This is a genomic window from Arthrobacter sp. BPSS-3 (genome assembly GCF_044628475.1).
Taxonomy (GTDB): domain Bacteria; phylum Actinomycetota; class Actinomycetes; order Actinomycetales; family Micrococcaceae; genus Arthrobacter.
Genome location: NZ_JBIMMV010000002.1, coordinates 577,567 through 590,954, shown reverse-complemented (window position 1 = coordinate 590,954; position 13,388 = coordinate 577,567). Strand labels below are relative to the sequence as shown.

The 13,388-nt window shown below is 68.5% G+C and carries 14 protein-coding genes and 1 tRNA gene; 7 read left to right on the top strand and 8 right to left on the bottom strand.

Annotated features, from left to right (window positions below; all coding sequences use genetic code 11):
- Positions 1-167: 167 nt before the first annotated feature.
- From ACFVY3_RS05805 to ACFVY3_RS05785, 5 genes are all read right to left on the bottom strand, one after another.
- Complete coding sequence (locus ACFVY3_RS05805; protein WP_400159051.1) at positions 168-1,295, bottom strand: aromatic acid exporter family protein; 1,128 nt, start codon at positions 1,293-1,295, stop codon at positions 168-170.
- A gap of 111 nt (positions 1,296-1,406) precedes the next feature.
- Entirely contained in the window at positions 1,407-2,591 is a 1,185-nt protein-coding gene (locus ACFVY3_RS05800; protein ID WP_400159050.1) for a serine hydrolase domain-containing protein, read from the bottom strand.
- A gap of 2 nt (positions 2,592-2,593) precedes the next feature.
- Complete coding sequence (locus ACFVY3_RS05795) at positions 2,594-3,658, bottom strand: glutathione S-transferase family protein (RefSeq protein WP_400159049.1); 1,065 nt, start codon at positions 3,656-3,658, stop codon at positions 2,594-2,596.
- A gap of 39 nt (positions 3,659-3,697) precedes the next feature.
- Positions 3,698-4,501, bottom strand: coding sequence for a M50 family metallopeptidase (locus ACFVY3_RS05790; protein WP_400159048.1), 804 nt, complete (start codon positions 4,499-4,501; stop codon positions 3,698-3,700).
- A gap of 7 nt (positions 4,502-4,508) precedes the next feature.
- Positions 4,509-4,862 carry a TraR/DksA family transcriptional regulator gene (locus ACFVY3_RS05785; protein ID WP_400159047.1) on the bottom strand — a complete coding sequence of 118 codons (354 nt, stop codon included), beginning with the start codon at positions 4,860-4,862 and terminating at the stop codon, positions 4,509-4,511.
- Positions 4,863-4,991: 129 nt separating this feature from the next.
- On the opposite strand from ACFVY3_RS05785, the gene ACFVY3_RS05780 reads away from it, so the two are divergent.
- Together ACFVY3_RS05780 and ACFVY3_RS05775 are read left to right on the top strand one after the other, a co-directional pair.
- The gene (locus ACFVY3_RS05780) at positions 4,992-5,471 is read left to right on the top strand and encodes a hemerythrin domain-containing protein (protein WP_400159046.1); all 480 of its coding nucleotides are present in this window, start codon (positions 4,992-4,994) and stop codon (positions 5,469-5,471) included.
- Between the two features lie 144 nt (positions 5,472-5,615).
- Complete coding sequence (locus ACFVY3_RS05775) at positions 5,616-6,248, top strand: GNAT family N-acetyltransferase (RefSeq protein ID WP_400159045.1); 633 nt, start codon at positions 5,616-5,618, stop codon at positions 6,246-6,248.
- Between the two features lie 174 nt (positions 6,249-6,422).
- Here the strand turns inward: ACFVY3_RS05775 and ACFVY3_RS05770 are convergent.
- A tRNA-Leu gene (locus tag ACFVY3_RS05770) sits at positions 6,423-6,505 on the bottom strand.
- A 151-nt stretch (positions 6,506-6,656) separates the two neighbouring features.
- On the opposite strand from ACFVY3_RS05770, the gene ACFVY3_RS05765 reads away from it, so the two are divergent.
- Both ACFVY3_RS05765 and ACFVY3_RS05760 read left to right on the top strand, forming a co-directional pair.
- Positions 6,657-7,961: a M20/M25/M40 family metallo-hydrolase gene (locus tag ACFVY3_RS05765; protein WP_400159044.1), complete on the top strand. Its 1,305-nt coding sequence runs from the start codon at positions 6,657-6,659 to the stop codon at positions 7,959-7,961.
- Positions 7,962-7,998: 37 nt separating this feature from the next.
- Entirely contained in the window at positions 7,999-9,159 is a 1,161-nt protein-coding gene (locus ACFVY3_RS05760) for an acyl-CoA dehydrogenase family protein (RefSeq protein ID WP_400159043.1), read from the top strand.
- 37 nt (positions 9,160-9,196) lie between these two features.
- On the opposite strand, the gene ACFVY3_RS05755 is transcribed toward ACFVY3_RS05760, so the two are convergent.
- Complete coding sequence (locus ACFVY3_RS05755; RefSeq protein WP_290257854.1) at positions 9,197-9,430, bottom strand: DUF5703 family protein; 234 nt, start codon at positions 9,428-9,430, stop codon at positions 9,197-9,199.
- 39 nt (positions 9,431-9,469) lie between these two features.
- Here ACFVY3_RS05755 and ACFVY3_RS05750 point away from each other — a divergent pair, with 39 nt between their 5' ends.
- Positions 9,470-9,745, top strand: coding sequence for a hypothetical protein (locus ACFVY3_RS05750; RefSeq protein ID WP_290257853.1), 276 nt, complete (start codon positions 9,470-9,472; stop codon positions 9,743-9,745).
- Positions 9,746-9,913: 168 nt separating this feature from the next.
- The gene (locus ACFVY3_RS05745) at positions 9,914-11,353 is read left to right on the top strand and encodes a DUF222 domain-containing protein (protein ID WP_400159042.1); all 1,440 of its coding nucleotides are present in this window, start codon (positions 9,914-9,916) and stop codon (positions 11,351-11,353) included.
- Positions 11,354-11,566: 213 nt separating this feature from the next.
- On the opposite strand, the gene ACFVY3_RS05740 is transcribed toward ACFVY3_RS05745, so the two are convergent.
- Complete coding sequence (locus tag ACFVY3_RS05740; protein ID WP_400159041.1) at positions 11,567-12,502, bottom strand: aldo/keto reductase; 936 nt, start codon at positions 12,500-12,502, stop codon at positions 11,567-11,569.
- Between the two features lie 51 nt (positions 12,503-12,553).
- On the opposite strand from ACFVY3_RS05740, the gene ACFVY3_RS05735 reads away from it, so the two are divergent.
- A complete protein-coding gene (locus ACFVY3_RS05735; protein ID WP_290257850.1) occupies positions 12,554-13,387 on the top strand; it encodes an undecaprenyl-diphosphate phosphatase in 834 nt (277 codons plus the stop codon).
- Position 13,388: the final 1 nt, after the last annotated feature.

Below are 13,388 nucleotides of genomic sequence, written 5' to 3'. Positions count from 1 at the left end.
TCGCCCAGGAACTCAACGGCCGCCCACGCAAAACGCTCGGCTGGGATACCCCGGCCGAGCGTCTGCGTGATTTACTACTAGCTACCTAGCCACCAGCAGTGTTGCAACGACCACTAGAAACCGCCGGTGGGGGCGGCCGCCGTCGTTCGTTAAGGGCTCCCGGGCTCTTAGTCCCGGGCGGAGGACTTCACTACCCGCAGCATGCGGTGCAGGCTGAGCAGAACGGACTCGACGGCGTTCGGGGCCCCGGGGGTGTGGTCGCCGTCGGAGACCTGTTGCGTCAGCGTGTCTACGGCGGCGTTGGCCTCGGCGATGCGCTCGGCCTGCCGTTCGGAGTCCTCCTCTTCCGTGGACCGGAGGACGTCGCCCACGCGGGCCATGGCGGCGGCGAGCGGTGCTTCCTGGCCGGACGGGATCACGAACGGGTGGTCGCTGGCCCAGATGACGTCGGAGAGGACCTGGGTGACGTCCTGGATGTGGAACGTCAGCCGTTCGAGGTCACGCAGGTCGCGGTAGTCCGCGTCCACGTCGCGGGGGTGCAGCCGGCGCCGCGGATTGGCGCGCCGGCTCGCGTCCGCCTTCTGCACCGCGGCGCGGACGGAGCGGGTGTGGGCGGCGAGCGCATCGGAGCGGCGGGCCCAGTCCTCGTGTTCGGGCGGCCAGTTCTCCTCCAGCGCCGTCGCCATGTCCCACAGCTGCCGGGCCAGGGCCAGCCGCAGTTCGGCGAGGCTCAGGGCGGCGGCCTTGAAGTGCAGGGGCGGGAAGACCAGCAGGTTCACCACGATCCCCACGGTCACGCCGACGCCCATTTGGACCAGGTAGCCGAAGGAGAAGCTGTCCGGGTTGTGGCCGCCCACCAGCAGCACGAGCAGCGCCGCCGTCGGAATCCAGTCGCTGCCCGAACCGATCTTCGGCAGGCCGGCCAGGACCACGCCAAGGCCCATCACCAGGGCAACGGTGAACGGGGACGGCTGGCCGAGGCTGAAAAGCATGAAGGCCAGGCCAATGCCGATCGCCAGGCCCACGAGGGTCTGCACCCCCTGGCGCATCGAACCCGACACGTTCTCATACATGGCCACGAGGGCGCCCAGCGGAGCGTAGTACGGGTAGTCCGCGGCGGAGCCGGGCATGAACGGTGCGATGGCGAAGGCGATACCCGCGGCCAACGCCGCCTTGATGGCCAGCTGCAGCCGCGGCCACAGCAGGGCCGCGGACACGCTGGCCCGCACCGCGCGAAGCGCCTTGTCGAACCGGGAGGGGTGGCTCGCGCCGTCGGTATTCTCGTCACTAGCCATCCGGCCCACCCTAGGGTCCGGGGCGGCCTGCGACAACTGGACTAATCGTCGTCGCGGCCGGAACCGCCGGCGCCGGGGCGGGCTCCACCCTGGGATTCCAGGTCGGCGGCCTTACACGTCGGCGGAGGCGCAGGCCTTCCGGATCGCCGCGGACAACCGCTGTGCCCTGCCGTTGGTGCGGCCCTCCTCGGCGCGGTGCGGGACATAGCCGAAGCCGATCCCGTATGCCGGGTCCGCGTAGCCGAGGGCTGCGTTGGCGCCCTCGTGCCCTAACGCGAGGGCGCTGCCGAAGTCGCGGTCCGGCTGCGGTTTCATGAAGACGACGGCGAACGCGTTGCTTTGTGCCGAGCAGCGGTCCAGTCCCCACACCTGTTCCTCTGCCATGATGCCGACCGTGGCGGGGGTGAGGAAGGCCGGGCCGCCGTCGACGCCGGTGAGCGCCGCGGCGTAGAGGCGGGCCAGCCCGTCCGCGGAGCCCACGCCACCGGCGCTGCTCATGCCGCCGGCGCGGATGGTGCGGTGGTTGGGAAGCTCCAAGATGGTGCTCACCGGCGCGTTGCTGGTGATCCCCTCCAAACTGAACGGGTCCGCCGGCGGCTCTTCGTCATAGGGGACGTCCACGTAGCGGGGTTCCTGGTCCTCGGGAAGGCCCAGGAAGAAGTCCACGCCGTGGGGCCGCCGGATCCGTTCGTCGAAGAGTTCCTGCAGGCTGGTCCCCGTCACGCGGCGGCAGAGTTCCTCCATCAGGATCCCGATGGTGAGGGCGTGGTAGCCGAAGGCCGTCCCGGGACGCCAGAGCGGCGCCTCGGCGGCGAGCCGGCGCCCGCCTTCCGCCGTCGGGAAATCGGCCAGCGTCAGGCCGCCGCGGATTCCCGGGACCCCGGCCTGGTGCGAGAGGGCCTGGCGGACGGTGAGCGTGTCTTTGCCGTGCGCCCCGAAGTCCGGCCAGTAGCTGACCATCGGTGCGTCCAGGTCCAGGACGCCGTCCTGGACCAGCAGGGCGATGACAAGGGCGCCCGCGCCCTTGGAGCACGAGTAGGTGCCGGTGATGCTGTCCGCGGCCAGTCCCGGGCCGCCGCTTAGCCCGAGGACCCTGGTGCCGTGCCGGTAGACGGCCAGCTGGGCGCTGTAGGCGGGATCTTCGGCCAGGAACGTGTCGAAGAGCTCCCGGACGGCCGCGAACTCCGGCGCGGCGTGGCCAGTGGAAGCGGAAAAGCCGGATGTCGAGGCGTTAGCTGACGGGTTACCGGATGGGGCCGCGGTGGGTGAAGGGAAACCGGGGTGTTGTTCCGCCACGGTCAGGCCGCGCCGTGGCCCGGGGCGACCTCTTCGCCGGCCTTGACGGGTCCCGGTGGCGTGCCGTTGCCGAACGGGAGGCCGCCCAGGGCCTCTCGGCCGTGCGGGGTCAGCCAGACGGAAGTGTCCGGCCCCTTCGGCACGATTCCGGTGGGGTTGATGTCCTCGTGGACGATGTAGTAGTGCTGCTTGATCTGGACGAAGTCCGTGGTGTCGCCGAACCCGGGGGTCTGGAAGAGGTCGCGGGCGTAGCCCCACAGGGCCGGCATCTCGCTCAGCTTCTGCCGGTTGCACTTGAAGTGGCCGTGGTAGACGGCGTCGAAGCGGGCCAGCGTGGTGAAGAGTCGGACATCCGCCTCGGTGATGGTGTCTCCCACCAGGTAGCGCTGGCCCGTAAGGCGCTCCTCGAGCCAGTCCAGGGCGGTCCAGAGCCGGTCGTAGGCGGCGTCGTAGGCCTCCTGGGAGCCGGCGAACCCGCAGCGGTAGACGCCGTTGTTGACCTCGGTGAAGACGCGCTTGTTTACTGCGTCGATCTCCTCCCGGAGGGCTTCCGGGTAGAGGTCCGGAGCGCCGTCGCGGTGGAACTCGGTCCACTCGGTGGAGAAGTCCAGGGTGATCTGCGGGAAGTTGTTCGTGACCACCCCGCCGCTCGGAATGTCCACGATCGCGGGGACGGTGATGCCGCGCGGGTAGTCCGGGAAGCGGCGGAAGTAGGCGTCCTGGATCCGTTCGATGCCGAGCACCGGGTCCTTGCCGTCCGGGTCCAGGTCGAAGGTCCAGGAGCGGGAGTCGTGGGTGGGTCCGGGCTGGCCCAGGGAGATGACGTCCTCGAGCCCCAGGAGGCGGCGGACGATGACCGTGCGGTTCGCCCAAGGGCACGCCCGGGCGGCGATCAGCCGGTAGCGGCCCGCCTCCACCGGCCAGCCCGGTTCGCCGTTGGCGCCGGGGGCACCGTCACGGGTAATCCGGTCCTCGATGTAGTTGGTGTCCCGGGTGAACTCTGCCCCTCCGGTGACATAGGCGCCCTTCGTGCTGAAGGCCTGGTCCGTCGTCGTGTCTTCGCTCATGCCCCCAGCCTAAGCCCGGGAGCACCGCGTTCCGGCAGCCTAGCCGGGCAGCGCCGCCAGCACCGGACCCATGGGCTGCCAGGCGGCCCACCACGCCGCCGCAACGACCACCGCGAACAGCACCAGCCACACGGGCGCCGGGATGCGGGTGGCCCGCGCCAACAGGTACGCGTCCGACGTCGAGAGCCGGCTGCGGTGCCGGGTGTGGACAGCGGCAAGCTTGCCGAGGTCCCGGACTGAGGCGACCAGCAGGGCCAGCCCCAGCCCGATCATCACGTGGCCAATGAAGGACGGGGGAACGAAGAGCACCAGCAACACCGCGGCCAGGACGGCCACCGCGGTGATCAGGATGCCAATCCCGTTGCGGAGGAAGAGGAAGGAAGCAATCAGGATCAAGGTCCCCACCGACATAGCGGCCGGACCCCAGCCGGTGAACCCGCAGCACACCATGGCGGCACCCACCACAGCGGGGACGGGGTAGCCCCAGAACGTGGACCACACGGCGGCGAGCGGCCGGCGGCTGTAGCTGGTGGTGGTGCCGGAGTGATCCAGGCTCAAGCGGATGCCGCCGAGCCGCTGCCCGGTCGTCAACGCGGCGAACGCGTGGCCGAGTTCGTGGGTGACGGTCGCCAGCAGGCCGAAGTAACGCCAGCTGGCCCGGGGGATGGAGACGGCGACGGCGACGCCGATCACCAGCCACAGTTCGGTGGCGGTCACGACGGGGGAGGGGGCGTGGCCGAACCCGGCGATGATGCGGTCCCACCAGGTCCCGGCGGCGTCGGCTGCCGTGAGGTTCAACTGAGGGTTCAGTAAGGGGGCGGCAGCGGCGGCTGTCGGGTGCATGAAGGGGCTAGGCCTTTCCGGAGGAATGGGTGATGCAGTACGGAGTCCACGGCCGGGCCTCGAGCCGGCCCTCGGCGATGGGGGCGCCGCAGACTTCGCAGATGCCGTAGCGGCCCTCGTCCATCCGCAGCAGCGCGGCCTCGATCTGGGCGAGGCTGTCGCGGCTCTGCGCCATGAGGGCCGAAGCCTGGGAGAGCTCGAAGGCGATGGTCGAACCCTCGGGGTCGTGCTCGTCGTCGACGTTCGCATCCTGCCGGGCCGCGTTGACGGAGCTGATGTCCCGGCGCAGTGCCGGGAGTAAAGCCAGTTTCCGGTCCCGCTCCTCGGTCAGGAGGCGCCGGAAAAGTTCTAGGTCAACCATAGGCAGTAACGCTAGCGCGGCGGGCCGGGAACAACCCAAACACGGGCCCAACGGTCCTGTCCTGCGCGCGGGCGCCGGACCTACAGTGGGCGCACCGTCCCGGATCGTCCTACCGGAGAGGGAGATGCCATGACCACCGACGACGACGCGGCCCTCGCTGCCGTCACCGCCCATAACGCCGGGATGCACCGGCGCCTGGAGAAGCTTACGGAGGCTCTCATCCATGCGGTGGCTTCCGGGGACACGGTAGGGGAGCACGAGGCACATGCCGTCCTGGTCGAATGGTGTGAGGACGAGCTCCTCCCGCACGCGCTCGCAGAGGAGGATGCACTGTACGCGGGGGCGGCCGCGCTGCCGGAGGGGACGCTGCTGGTCGACGGGATGCTCGCGGAGCATCGGGTGATCGTCGGCCTGCTGGAGGAGCTGAGGGCCGCCCACGGCGTGGCGGCCGCCGTCGTCGCCGGTGCCCTGCAGCGCGTCTTCTCGTTGCACCTGGACAAGGAAAACCGGCTCCTGCTGCCGTTGATCGCCGCCACTCCGGGCCTCAGCCTGGCGCGCAGCGCCGCGGGCCTGCACGAGCTGCTCGGCGAGGCTCACGGGGCCACCTGAAGCGGCCGCCGGAGGGTCCGCCAGCGTGTCGTTGCGTACGGTGCCACCGGGGTGATAATTTCTCTTGCCGCCGCAATTCTGCACATAAAAACGGCCTTAGACACCACCCTCCCCGTCGCTTCACCGCGCACGAGAAAGGCCGCAATGGCGCTGCTCATCCCCGACACTCTGCCGAGCCTGGAAACAGTCACGGGCAGGTTCGTCCTTGCACCGTTTACCGCGCTGGACATCGAGCCCCTGGCCCGGCTCCTCGGCCAGGAGGTGATCTGGTCACAGGGCTTCAGCGACAGCGAAGCACGGCCACTGGGGGATGCCGAACTGACGGCCTTCGTGGAGCGCCGGTTCTCCGGACTGCAGATCTTCTCGGTGTATCAGAAGCTGCCGGAAGGCCAGTCCCGGTTCGTCGGCACCACGGGGATCACCTCTTACGACGGCGGCACCGAGTGCGTCAAGATCGGCCGGACCGTGCTGGACCCGCAGCTGTGGGGCGCCAAGGTTAACCACGAGGTGAAGATCACGCTGCTGGACTGGCTGTTCTCCTGCGGTGCCGGGCGGATCGAGTGCGACGTCGACGCCCGCAACCAGCGGTCCCTCTCCTCCCTGGTGCGCTTCGGTTTCACGGCCGAGGGCACCCGACGCCGGTCCTCCCGCAACCTTGAGGGGCTGTGGCGCGACTTCGTCATCCTGTCGCTGCTGACCGAGGAGTGGCCCGGCCTGCGGCCCCGCGTGCTGGCAGCGCTGTCAGGGCAGGACGCAGCGGGGCTGCTGGGGGTCTAGGGGGTTCTGGGCGCCTGTGGACCGTGGCCCATTGGCCCGAAGGCCGCGCACGCGAGGGTGCGCGGCCTTTTCCATGCCCTGACACTGTCGTTGCACCGGGCTCTCATGTTTGCCGCCGTGTTAAACAAAGAAATGCCCCGGAATTCGCAGTGAATTCCGGGGCATTTCCCTTTGTGCGCGGAGGGGGACTTGAACCCCCACCCCCTTTCGAGGACTAGCACCTCAAGCTAGCGCGTCTGCCATTCCGCCACCCGCGCAGGTGGTATTTCCGGGAAAATTTCCGCCTCTCGGCGTTTTGCTTTTCTCGGAAGCAGCGAGAAAGACTCTAGCACGGGGATTCGGAAAACAAATAATCGGGGCTTGTGGGTAGGCTGAACGGAGCACTGAGCCACTGCCACGAGGAGCGAGATGACGAACATTCGGCCCGAAGATGAAGTCGTCCGGATCTGCCAGGAGCTGATCCGGATCGACACCTCGAACTACGGTGACGGATCCGGTCCGGGGGAGCGGGCCGCGGCCGAATACACCGCCGGCCTCATCTCCGAGGTAGGGCTGGAAGCCGAGATCTTCGAGTCCGCCCCGGGCCGCGCCAATGTCGTCACCCGCATGGCCGGCGAGGATCCCTCCGCGTCCGCCCTGGTGGTGCACGGCCACCTCGACGTCGTGCCCGCCCTGCGCGAGCAGTGGTCCGTGGACCCGTTCGGTGCCGAGCTCAAGGATGGCCTGATCTGGGGCCGCGGCGCCGTGGACATGAAGGACATGGACGCCATGATCCTCTCGGTCCTTCGAGACTTTGCCCGCACCGGCCGCAAACCCAAGCGCGACATCATCTTCGCGTTCTTCGCCGACGAGGAGGCCGGCGGCGCGTACGGCGCCCGCTACGCCGTCGACAACCGCCCCGAACTCTTCGAGGGCGCCACCGAGGCGATCTCCGAGGTGGGCGGTTTCTCTGCCACCATCGGCGGGCAGCGCACCTACCTGCTGCAGACCGCCGAGAAGGGCATCTCCTGGCTGCGCCTCCTGGCCCACGGACGCGCGGGCCACGGCTCGCAGATCAACACGGACAACGCCGTTACCCGGCTGGCCGCCGCCGTCACCCGGATCGGCGAATACCGCTGGCCGATTGAGCTGACGCCCACCACCCGCCAGTTCCTCGACGGCGTCACCGAGCTCACCGGCGTCGAATTCGATCCCGACGATCCGGACAAGATCCTCAAGGAACTCGGCACCGTGGCCCGTTTCGTCGGCGCGACGCTGCAGAACACCACCAACCCCACCCTGCTCAAGGGCGGCTACAAGCACAACGTCATCCCCGAGTCGGCGGAGGCCCTGGTGGACTGCCGCACGCTGCCCGGCCAGCAGGACCAGGTCCTCGAGATCGTCCGCGAACTTGCCGGCACCGGCGTCGACGTCAGCTACGTCCACAACGACGTCTCCCTGGAGGTCCCGTTCGCCGGGAACCTGGTGGATTCCATGATCGATGCGCTGCACTCCGAGGACCCGGGCGCGAAGGTGCTGCCGTACACGCTCTCCGGCGGCACGGACAACAAGTCGCTGAGCCGGCTGGGGATCACCGGCTACGGCTTCGCGCCGCTGATGCTGCCGGACGAGCTGGACTTCACCGGCATGTTCCACGGCGTCGACGAGCGCGTGCCGGCCGATTCGCTGAAATTCGGCGCGCGAGTGCTGAACACCCTGCTGACCAACTACTAGACGCCACCGCCGCCCCGACAGAAGGCCACTGCACGCCATGAGACCCGAAGACATCCTCCCCGACGCGCTGCTGGAAAGGATCCGCGCCCGGGCGGCCGGCTACGACCGCGACAACGCCTTTTTCACCGAAGACCTGCAGGACCTTGCCGACGCCGGGTACCTCAAGATCTTCGTGCCGGCGTCCGACGGCGGGCTGGGACTCGGGCTGTCGGGGGCAGCGCAACTGCAGCGGCGGCTCGCGACGGCGGCACCGGCGACCGCCCTGGCGATCAACATGCACCTGGTGTGGACCGGCGTCGCCCACGTCCTGGCCGCCCGCGGGGATTCCTCCCTGGACTTCATCCTGAAGGAGGCGGCGCAGGGGGAGATCTTCGCGTTCGGGAACTCGGAGGCCGGCAACGACTCCGTGCTCTTCGACTCCCGCACCGAGGCCGCCCCTCAGCGCGATGGCGGCTACGCCTTCACCGGGCGGAAGATCTTCACAAGCCTCTCGCCGGCCTGGACCCGGCTGGGGATCTTCGGCAAGGACGCCTCGGCCCGGGACGGCGAGGGCGAACTGGTGCATGGTTTCATCCACCGGGATACGCCCGGCTACCGGATCCTCTCCGACTGGGACACGCTCGGAATGCGCGCCAGCCAGTCCAACACCACGCTGCTCGAGGGCGCGGTGGTGCCGCGGGAGCGGATTCTCCGGAAGCTGCCGGTGGGACCCAATGCGGACCCGCTGATTTTCGCCATTTTCGCCTGTTTTGAGACGCTCCTCGCGGCCGTGTACACCGGCCTGGGGGAGCGCGCGCTGCAGCTGGGCGTGGAGGCGGTCAAGCGGCGCACCTCGTACAAGAACGGCGGCCGCAGCTACGCCCAGGACCCGGACATCCGTTGGAAGGTCGCGGAGGCGGCGATGGCCATGGACGCCCTCTACCCCTACCTCGCCGCGGTGGCGGCCGACGTCGACGCCCTCGCGGACCACGGCGGCCAGTGGTTCCCCAAGCTGGTGGGCGTCAAGGTGCGCGCCACGGAGACCTCCCGCACGGTAGTGGACCTGGCGATCCGCGTTTCGGGCGGGTCCAGCTACTTCCGCGGCTCGGAGCTGGAACGGCTCTACCGGGACGTGCTGGCCGGGATGTTCCACCCGTCCGACGACGAGTCGGCCCACAACACGGTGGCGAACTCGTGGCTGGGACCGGTGGAGGGGTAGCAGGTTCCTTGGGGGCCGCTTAGCGGTCTGTTGGGGTCTAGACGGTCCGCTGGACCTGGATGACCTTGCGGCGGAGCCAGAAGCGCCGGCTCCCGCCGACGTAGAGGACGCTGCGCTCCAATTCCCACTTGCCGTATTCGGAGTGGGCGGCCAGCAGGCGGCGCGCCTCGGGCAGGGAATCCTCAGGGCTGACCGTCAGTACGAGGTATTCGTACTGCCGCGCGTAGTCCCGTTCCCGACGGACCGAGCTGTTCAGAAAATGTTCCCTCATCGCTCTCCATTTTCGTCTTTTTCGGGCTAACGTGAAGTCATGAGCATCGATCCGCGTGTCGCGCTTCAGTCACTCACTTCCGCTTTGGAGGAGCATCTGGCCGCCGCAGCGTCGAAGCGCAGCGACGGTGATCCGGCGGTGGAGGCAGCGTTTTTTGCCGTTGCCGATGCTTTTGAAGTCTACGACGACTCCCTCTACGAAGCGTACGGCGAAGTCACACCGTTGGAGGTCCTCGACGAGGACGATGACGAAGATGACGACGACGAGCGTGAGGCCGTCGACGACGAGGAAGACCTCGAGCTCCTCCAGGACTAGGGGAGCCCCTCAGCTCATTTAGCCGGTTGCGCCGGTTCCGCCCCCCTTGCGCGGTCAGCGGCCCATAATGTCAGACCCCCTTGGCATAGTTAGTGCGTGGGAACTCCCTCGGCAGTTTCGCTTCTTCCGGCTTACCGGCCGGTCGCTGGCGGGTGCGGCGGTATTGCGTTGGGGGATATCGCCGCCTCGCTGCGGGAGGTCTGCACGTCTGCGGTCGACGACGCCGGTGTCCTGGGTTTCACTGAGGCTGCGGCTTTCGCCGGGGACGTGAAGGAACTCGCCCGGGCGGTGGAGTTCCTGCAGGTTGTTGCGGCGGGCGCGGTCGACCGGACGCGAACCCAGGCCGCCGCGGCCGATGCTTGTGATCGCTCAAAGCCCGGGCCGGAGGGTGACGGGTACCGGCGGACCACGGACTTCCTGCGAGACCGCCTACGGATCAGCGCCGCCGAAGCCCACCGCCGGGTCTGCCTGGCGCAGGAAGTCCTGCCCCGGGTTGGGTTGTCCGGCCAGCCGATCCCGGCCGTTCACGGGGAAGTGGCCGCGGCATTCGCGGAAGGGGAGGTTCCATCCCGGTCCGCGACCATCATCACCCAGGCACTGGACCGGGTCCGGCTCCTGCCCGACCCTGCCACCTTGGCCCGGATGGAAGAAGCCCTCACCACGGTCGCGGCGGTTCACGACCCGGACTTCCTGACCCGGGTCGCCCGCCGCTGGATCGACGGCCTCGACCAGGACGGTGCCGAGCCCTCCGAGGAGCTCCTCCGCCAGTTACAGGGCGCGTTCATCCGCCGACCCCGGCACGGACTCCAGCACCTGGAAATCTTCGCCACCACCGACCAGTTCGAACAGCTCCTCACGGTCATGAACACCGCCACCAACCCCCGCACCGGAACCAGTCAGGTTGCAGGGACGCCGTCCGGGGCCGGGGATCCTTTCGCCGCCGAACCCGGCGTACCCGACGAGCGGCTGGACCTCCGGACCCGGCCCCAGCGGTTGCTCGACGGCCTGATCGGCGCTTGCAAGGCCGCCCTCGCCACCGGTGGGCTCCCCGCCGCGGGCGGCCTCCGCCCTCAGGTCATGGTCACCATCGACTACCGCGACCTCCTCACCCGCCTCACCACCGACTCCGGCATCGGGGATCAAACAGCCGTTGAAGGGGTGGCAGCTTCCGGGCCTCTGGGTCTGGCCGGGACCGGGTCGCTGGCCTTCACCGGACCCGTCACCGCCGCCACCATCCGGAAGATCGCGTGCGACGCGGACATCATTCCCGTCCTCCTCGGCAGCGAGGGCCGGGTCCTGGACATCGGGAGGACCAGCAGAATCTTCCCGCCCCACATCCGCAAGGCCATCACCGCCCGCGACAAAGGCTGCACCTTCCCCGGCTGCACCATCCCAGCACCCTGGTGCGAAGCCCACCACATCAACTACTGGTCCCACGGCGGCCCAACCAGTACCGACAACGGTGTCCTGCTCTGCTCACACCACCATCACCTGATCCACAAAGAACAATGGACAATTCAAACCCGCAACGGGACCCCCTGGTACATCCCGCCACCCCACCTCGACCCCCACCAAAAACCCCGACAAAACCACTACTTCACGCGGTGAACATGCGCATGATCGGGGCAGAAGTCCAGATGCGCGGATGGAACCACGAGCGGGCGAGACGCAGCAGGCGGCCGGGCGAGGAGTCCCGCAGCGCGGTTTCTGTGGGAGGGCTTGCCGCGGGAGCAGTTGCTTTTAGAGCGAGAGCGGCGTTATAGAGGACGCGTCGGGACACGCAGAAGTGGCGAGGGCACGGCATTACCGGCCCGAAAAGCCCTACGCCGGGCTGGAGACGTCCTCGAGGGCCACTGCGATCTCCGGCGGCAGGGGTGCGAGCGTGGCATCGAGGATTTCCTTCAACTGCACCGGGGTGCGCGCGCCCACCACCGCGGTCGCCACGCCGTGCTGGGACAACAGCCAGCTCAGGGAGACGTCCAGGATGCTGCGGCCCAGGCCCTTCGCCGCCATGGCAACCGCCTCGACCACGCTGGAAGAGCTTCCCTCAAGATATGGCTCCACGTACGCCGCCAGCTTCGACTGGGCGGCGCGGGAGTCGGCCGGGATGTGGCCGCGGTACTTTCCGGTCAGGACACCGCGTCCGAGGGGAGCCCACGCCATCAGGCCCAGGCCGGCGTCCTCAACCGCGGGAATCAGCTCGGCCTCGGCCTTGCGCTGCAGCAGCGAATACTCGGCCTGGCTGGCCACCAGCGGGAACCCGGCCACCGCCGCGGCCTTGGCGGTCTGCCAGCCGGAGTAGTTGGAGACGCCGGCGTAGCGCACCCGGCCGGAGCGGACCGCGTACTCCAGCGCCGCCAGGGTCTCGTCCAGCGGGACGTTCGGATCCCAGGCCTGCGCGAACCACAGGTCCACATAGTCGGTGCCCAGCCGGGCCAGGGAGGCATCGAGGCTGGAGAGGAGGGCGTTGCGTGAGGTGTCCACGCTGTGGCGTGCGCCCGACGTCGTCAGCCCCGCCTTGGTGGAGATGACCACCTCGCTGCGCGCCACGACGTCGTTGAGCATGCTGCCGAGCATCGCCTCGGCCCGGCCGCCGGCGTAGGAGGCCGCGGTGTCGATCAGGGTGCCGCCGGCATCGACAAAGGTATGGAGCAGGGCAGCGGCATCCTGCTCATCGGTCTCACCGGCCCAGGACATGGTGCCAAGGGACAGGGACGAGACACGCAACCCACTGTTGCCGACATAACGCTGCTGCATGCCTGCAAGCTTACGGTGCTTCGGCCGGCCGTACCGGTAGGGTCTATAAACGTGAACTGGATAGAAGCGGCCTTTCTGGGCCTTGTGCAGGGACTGACAGAGTTCCTCCCGATTTCCTCAAGCGCCCACCTTCGGATCGTCGGGGAGTTCCTTCCGGACGCCTCGGACCCCGGAGCCGCCTTTACCGCCATCACGCAGCTGGGCACCGAGACGGCCGTGATCGTCTACTTCTGGCGCGACATCGTCCGGATCGTGAAGGCGTGGTTTGGCTCGCTCACCGGCAAGGTCTCCCGCCAGGACCCCGACGCGCGGATGGGCTGGCTGGTCATCCTCGGCAGCCTCCCCATCATCGTCCTCGGCCTGCTCTTCCAGGACCAGATCGAATCCGTGCTGCGCAGCCTCTGGATCGTCGCGACCATGCTGATCGTCTTCGGTATGATCCTCGCTGTCGCCGACGCCACCGGCCGGCAGGAGCGCGACCTCAGCCGGCTCACCTACAAGCACGGCATCCTCTACGGGTTCGCCCAGGCCCTCGCGCTCATCCCGGGCGTGTCCCGCTCCGGCGGCACCATCACCGCGGGCCTCTTTATGGGCTACACCCGCGAGGCCGCCGCCCGCTACTCCTTCCTCCTGGCCATCCCCGCCGTCTTCGGCAGCGGCCTCTACCAGCTCTACAAGGTGCTCACCAAGGAAGGCCTCAGCGGCCCCTACGGCCTCCCCGAAACGGGCCTGGCCACCGTGATCGCGTTCGTGGTGGGCTACGTCATCATCGGCTGGTTCCTCAAGTACGTTTCCACCCGCAGCTACCGGCTCTTCGTCTGGTACCGCATCCTCCTGGGCCTGGCACTGTACCTACTGCTCGGTTTCAATGTCATCAGCGCCTAGC

Bases quoted from the DNA above. Each gene is read 5' to 3' on its own strand.
- ACFVY3_RS05805 (WP_400159051.1), bottom strand. From the start codon at position 1,295: ATGGCTAGTGACGAGAATACCGACGGCGCGAGCCACCCCTCCCGGTTC.
- ACFVY3_RS05795 (WP_400159049.1), bottom strand. From the start codon at position 3,658: ATGAGCGAAGACACGACGACGGACCAGGCCTTCAGCACGAAGGGCGCC.
- ACFVY3_RS05790 (WP_400159048.1), bottom strand. From the start codon at position 4,501: ATGCACCCGACAGCCGCCGCTGCCGCCCCCTTACTGAACCCTCAGTTG.
- ACFVY3_RS05785 (WP_400159047.1), bottom strand. From the start codon at position 4,862: ATGGTTGACCTAGAACTTTTCCGGCGCCTCCTGACCGAGGAGCGGGAC.
- ACFVY3_RS05780 (WP_400159046.1), top strand. From the start codon at position 4,992: ATGACCACCGACGACGACGCGGCCCTCGCTGCCGTCACCGCCCATAAC.
- ACFVY3_RS05775 (WP_400159045.1), top strand. From the start codon at position 5,616: ATGGCGCTGCTCATCCCCGACACTCTGCCGAGCCTGGAAACAGTCACG.
- ACFVY3_RS05765 (WP_400159044.1), top strand. From the start codon at position 6,657: ATGACGAACATTCGGCCCGAAGATGAAGTCGTCCGGATCTGCCAGGAG.
- ACFVY3_RS05760 (WP_400159043.1), top strand. From the start codon at position 7,999: ATGAGACCCGAAGACATCCTCCCCGACGCGCTGCTGGAAAGGATCCGC.
- ACFVY3_RS05755 (WP_290257854.1), bottom strand. From the start codon at position 9,430: ATGAGGGAACATTTTCTGAACAGCTCGGTCCGTCGGGAACGGGACTAC.
- ACFVY3_RS05750 (WP_290257853.1), top strand. From the start codon at position 9,470: ATGAGCATCGATCCGCGTGTCGCGCTTCAGTCACTCACTTCCGCTTTG.
- ACFVY3_RS05740 (WP_400159041.1), bottom strand. From the start codon at position 12,502: ATGCAGCAGCGTTATGTCGGCAACAGTGGGTTGCGTGTCTCGTCCCTG.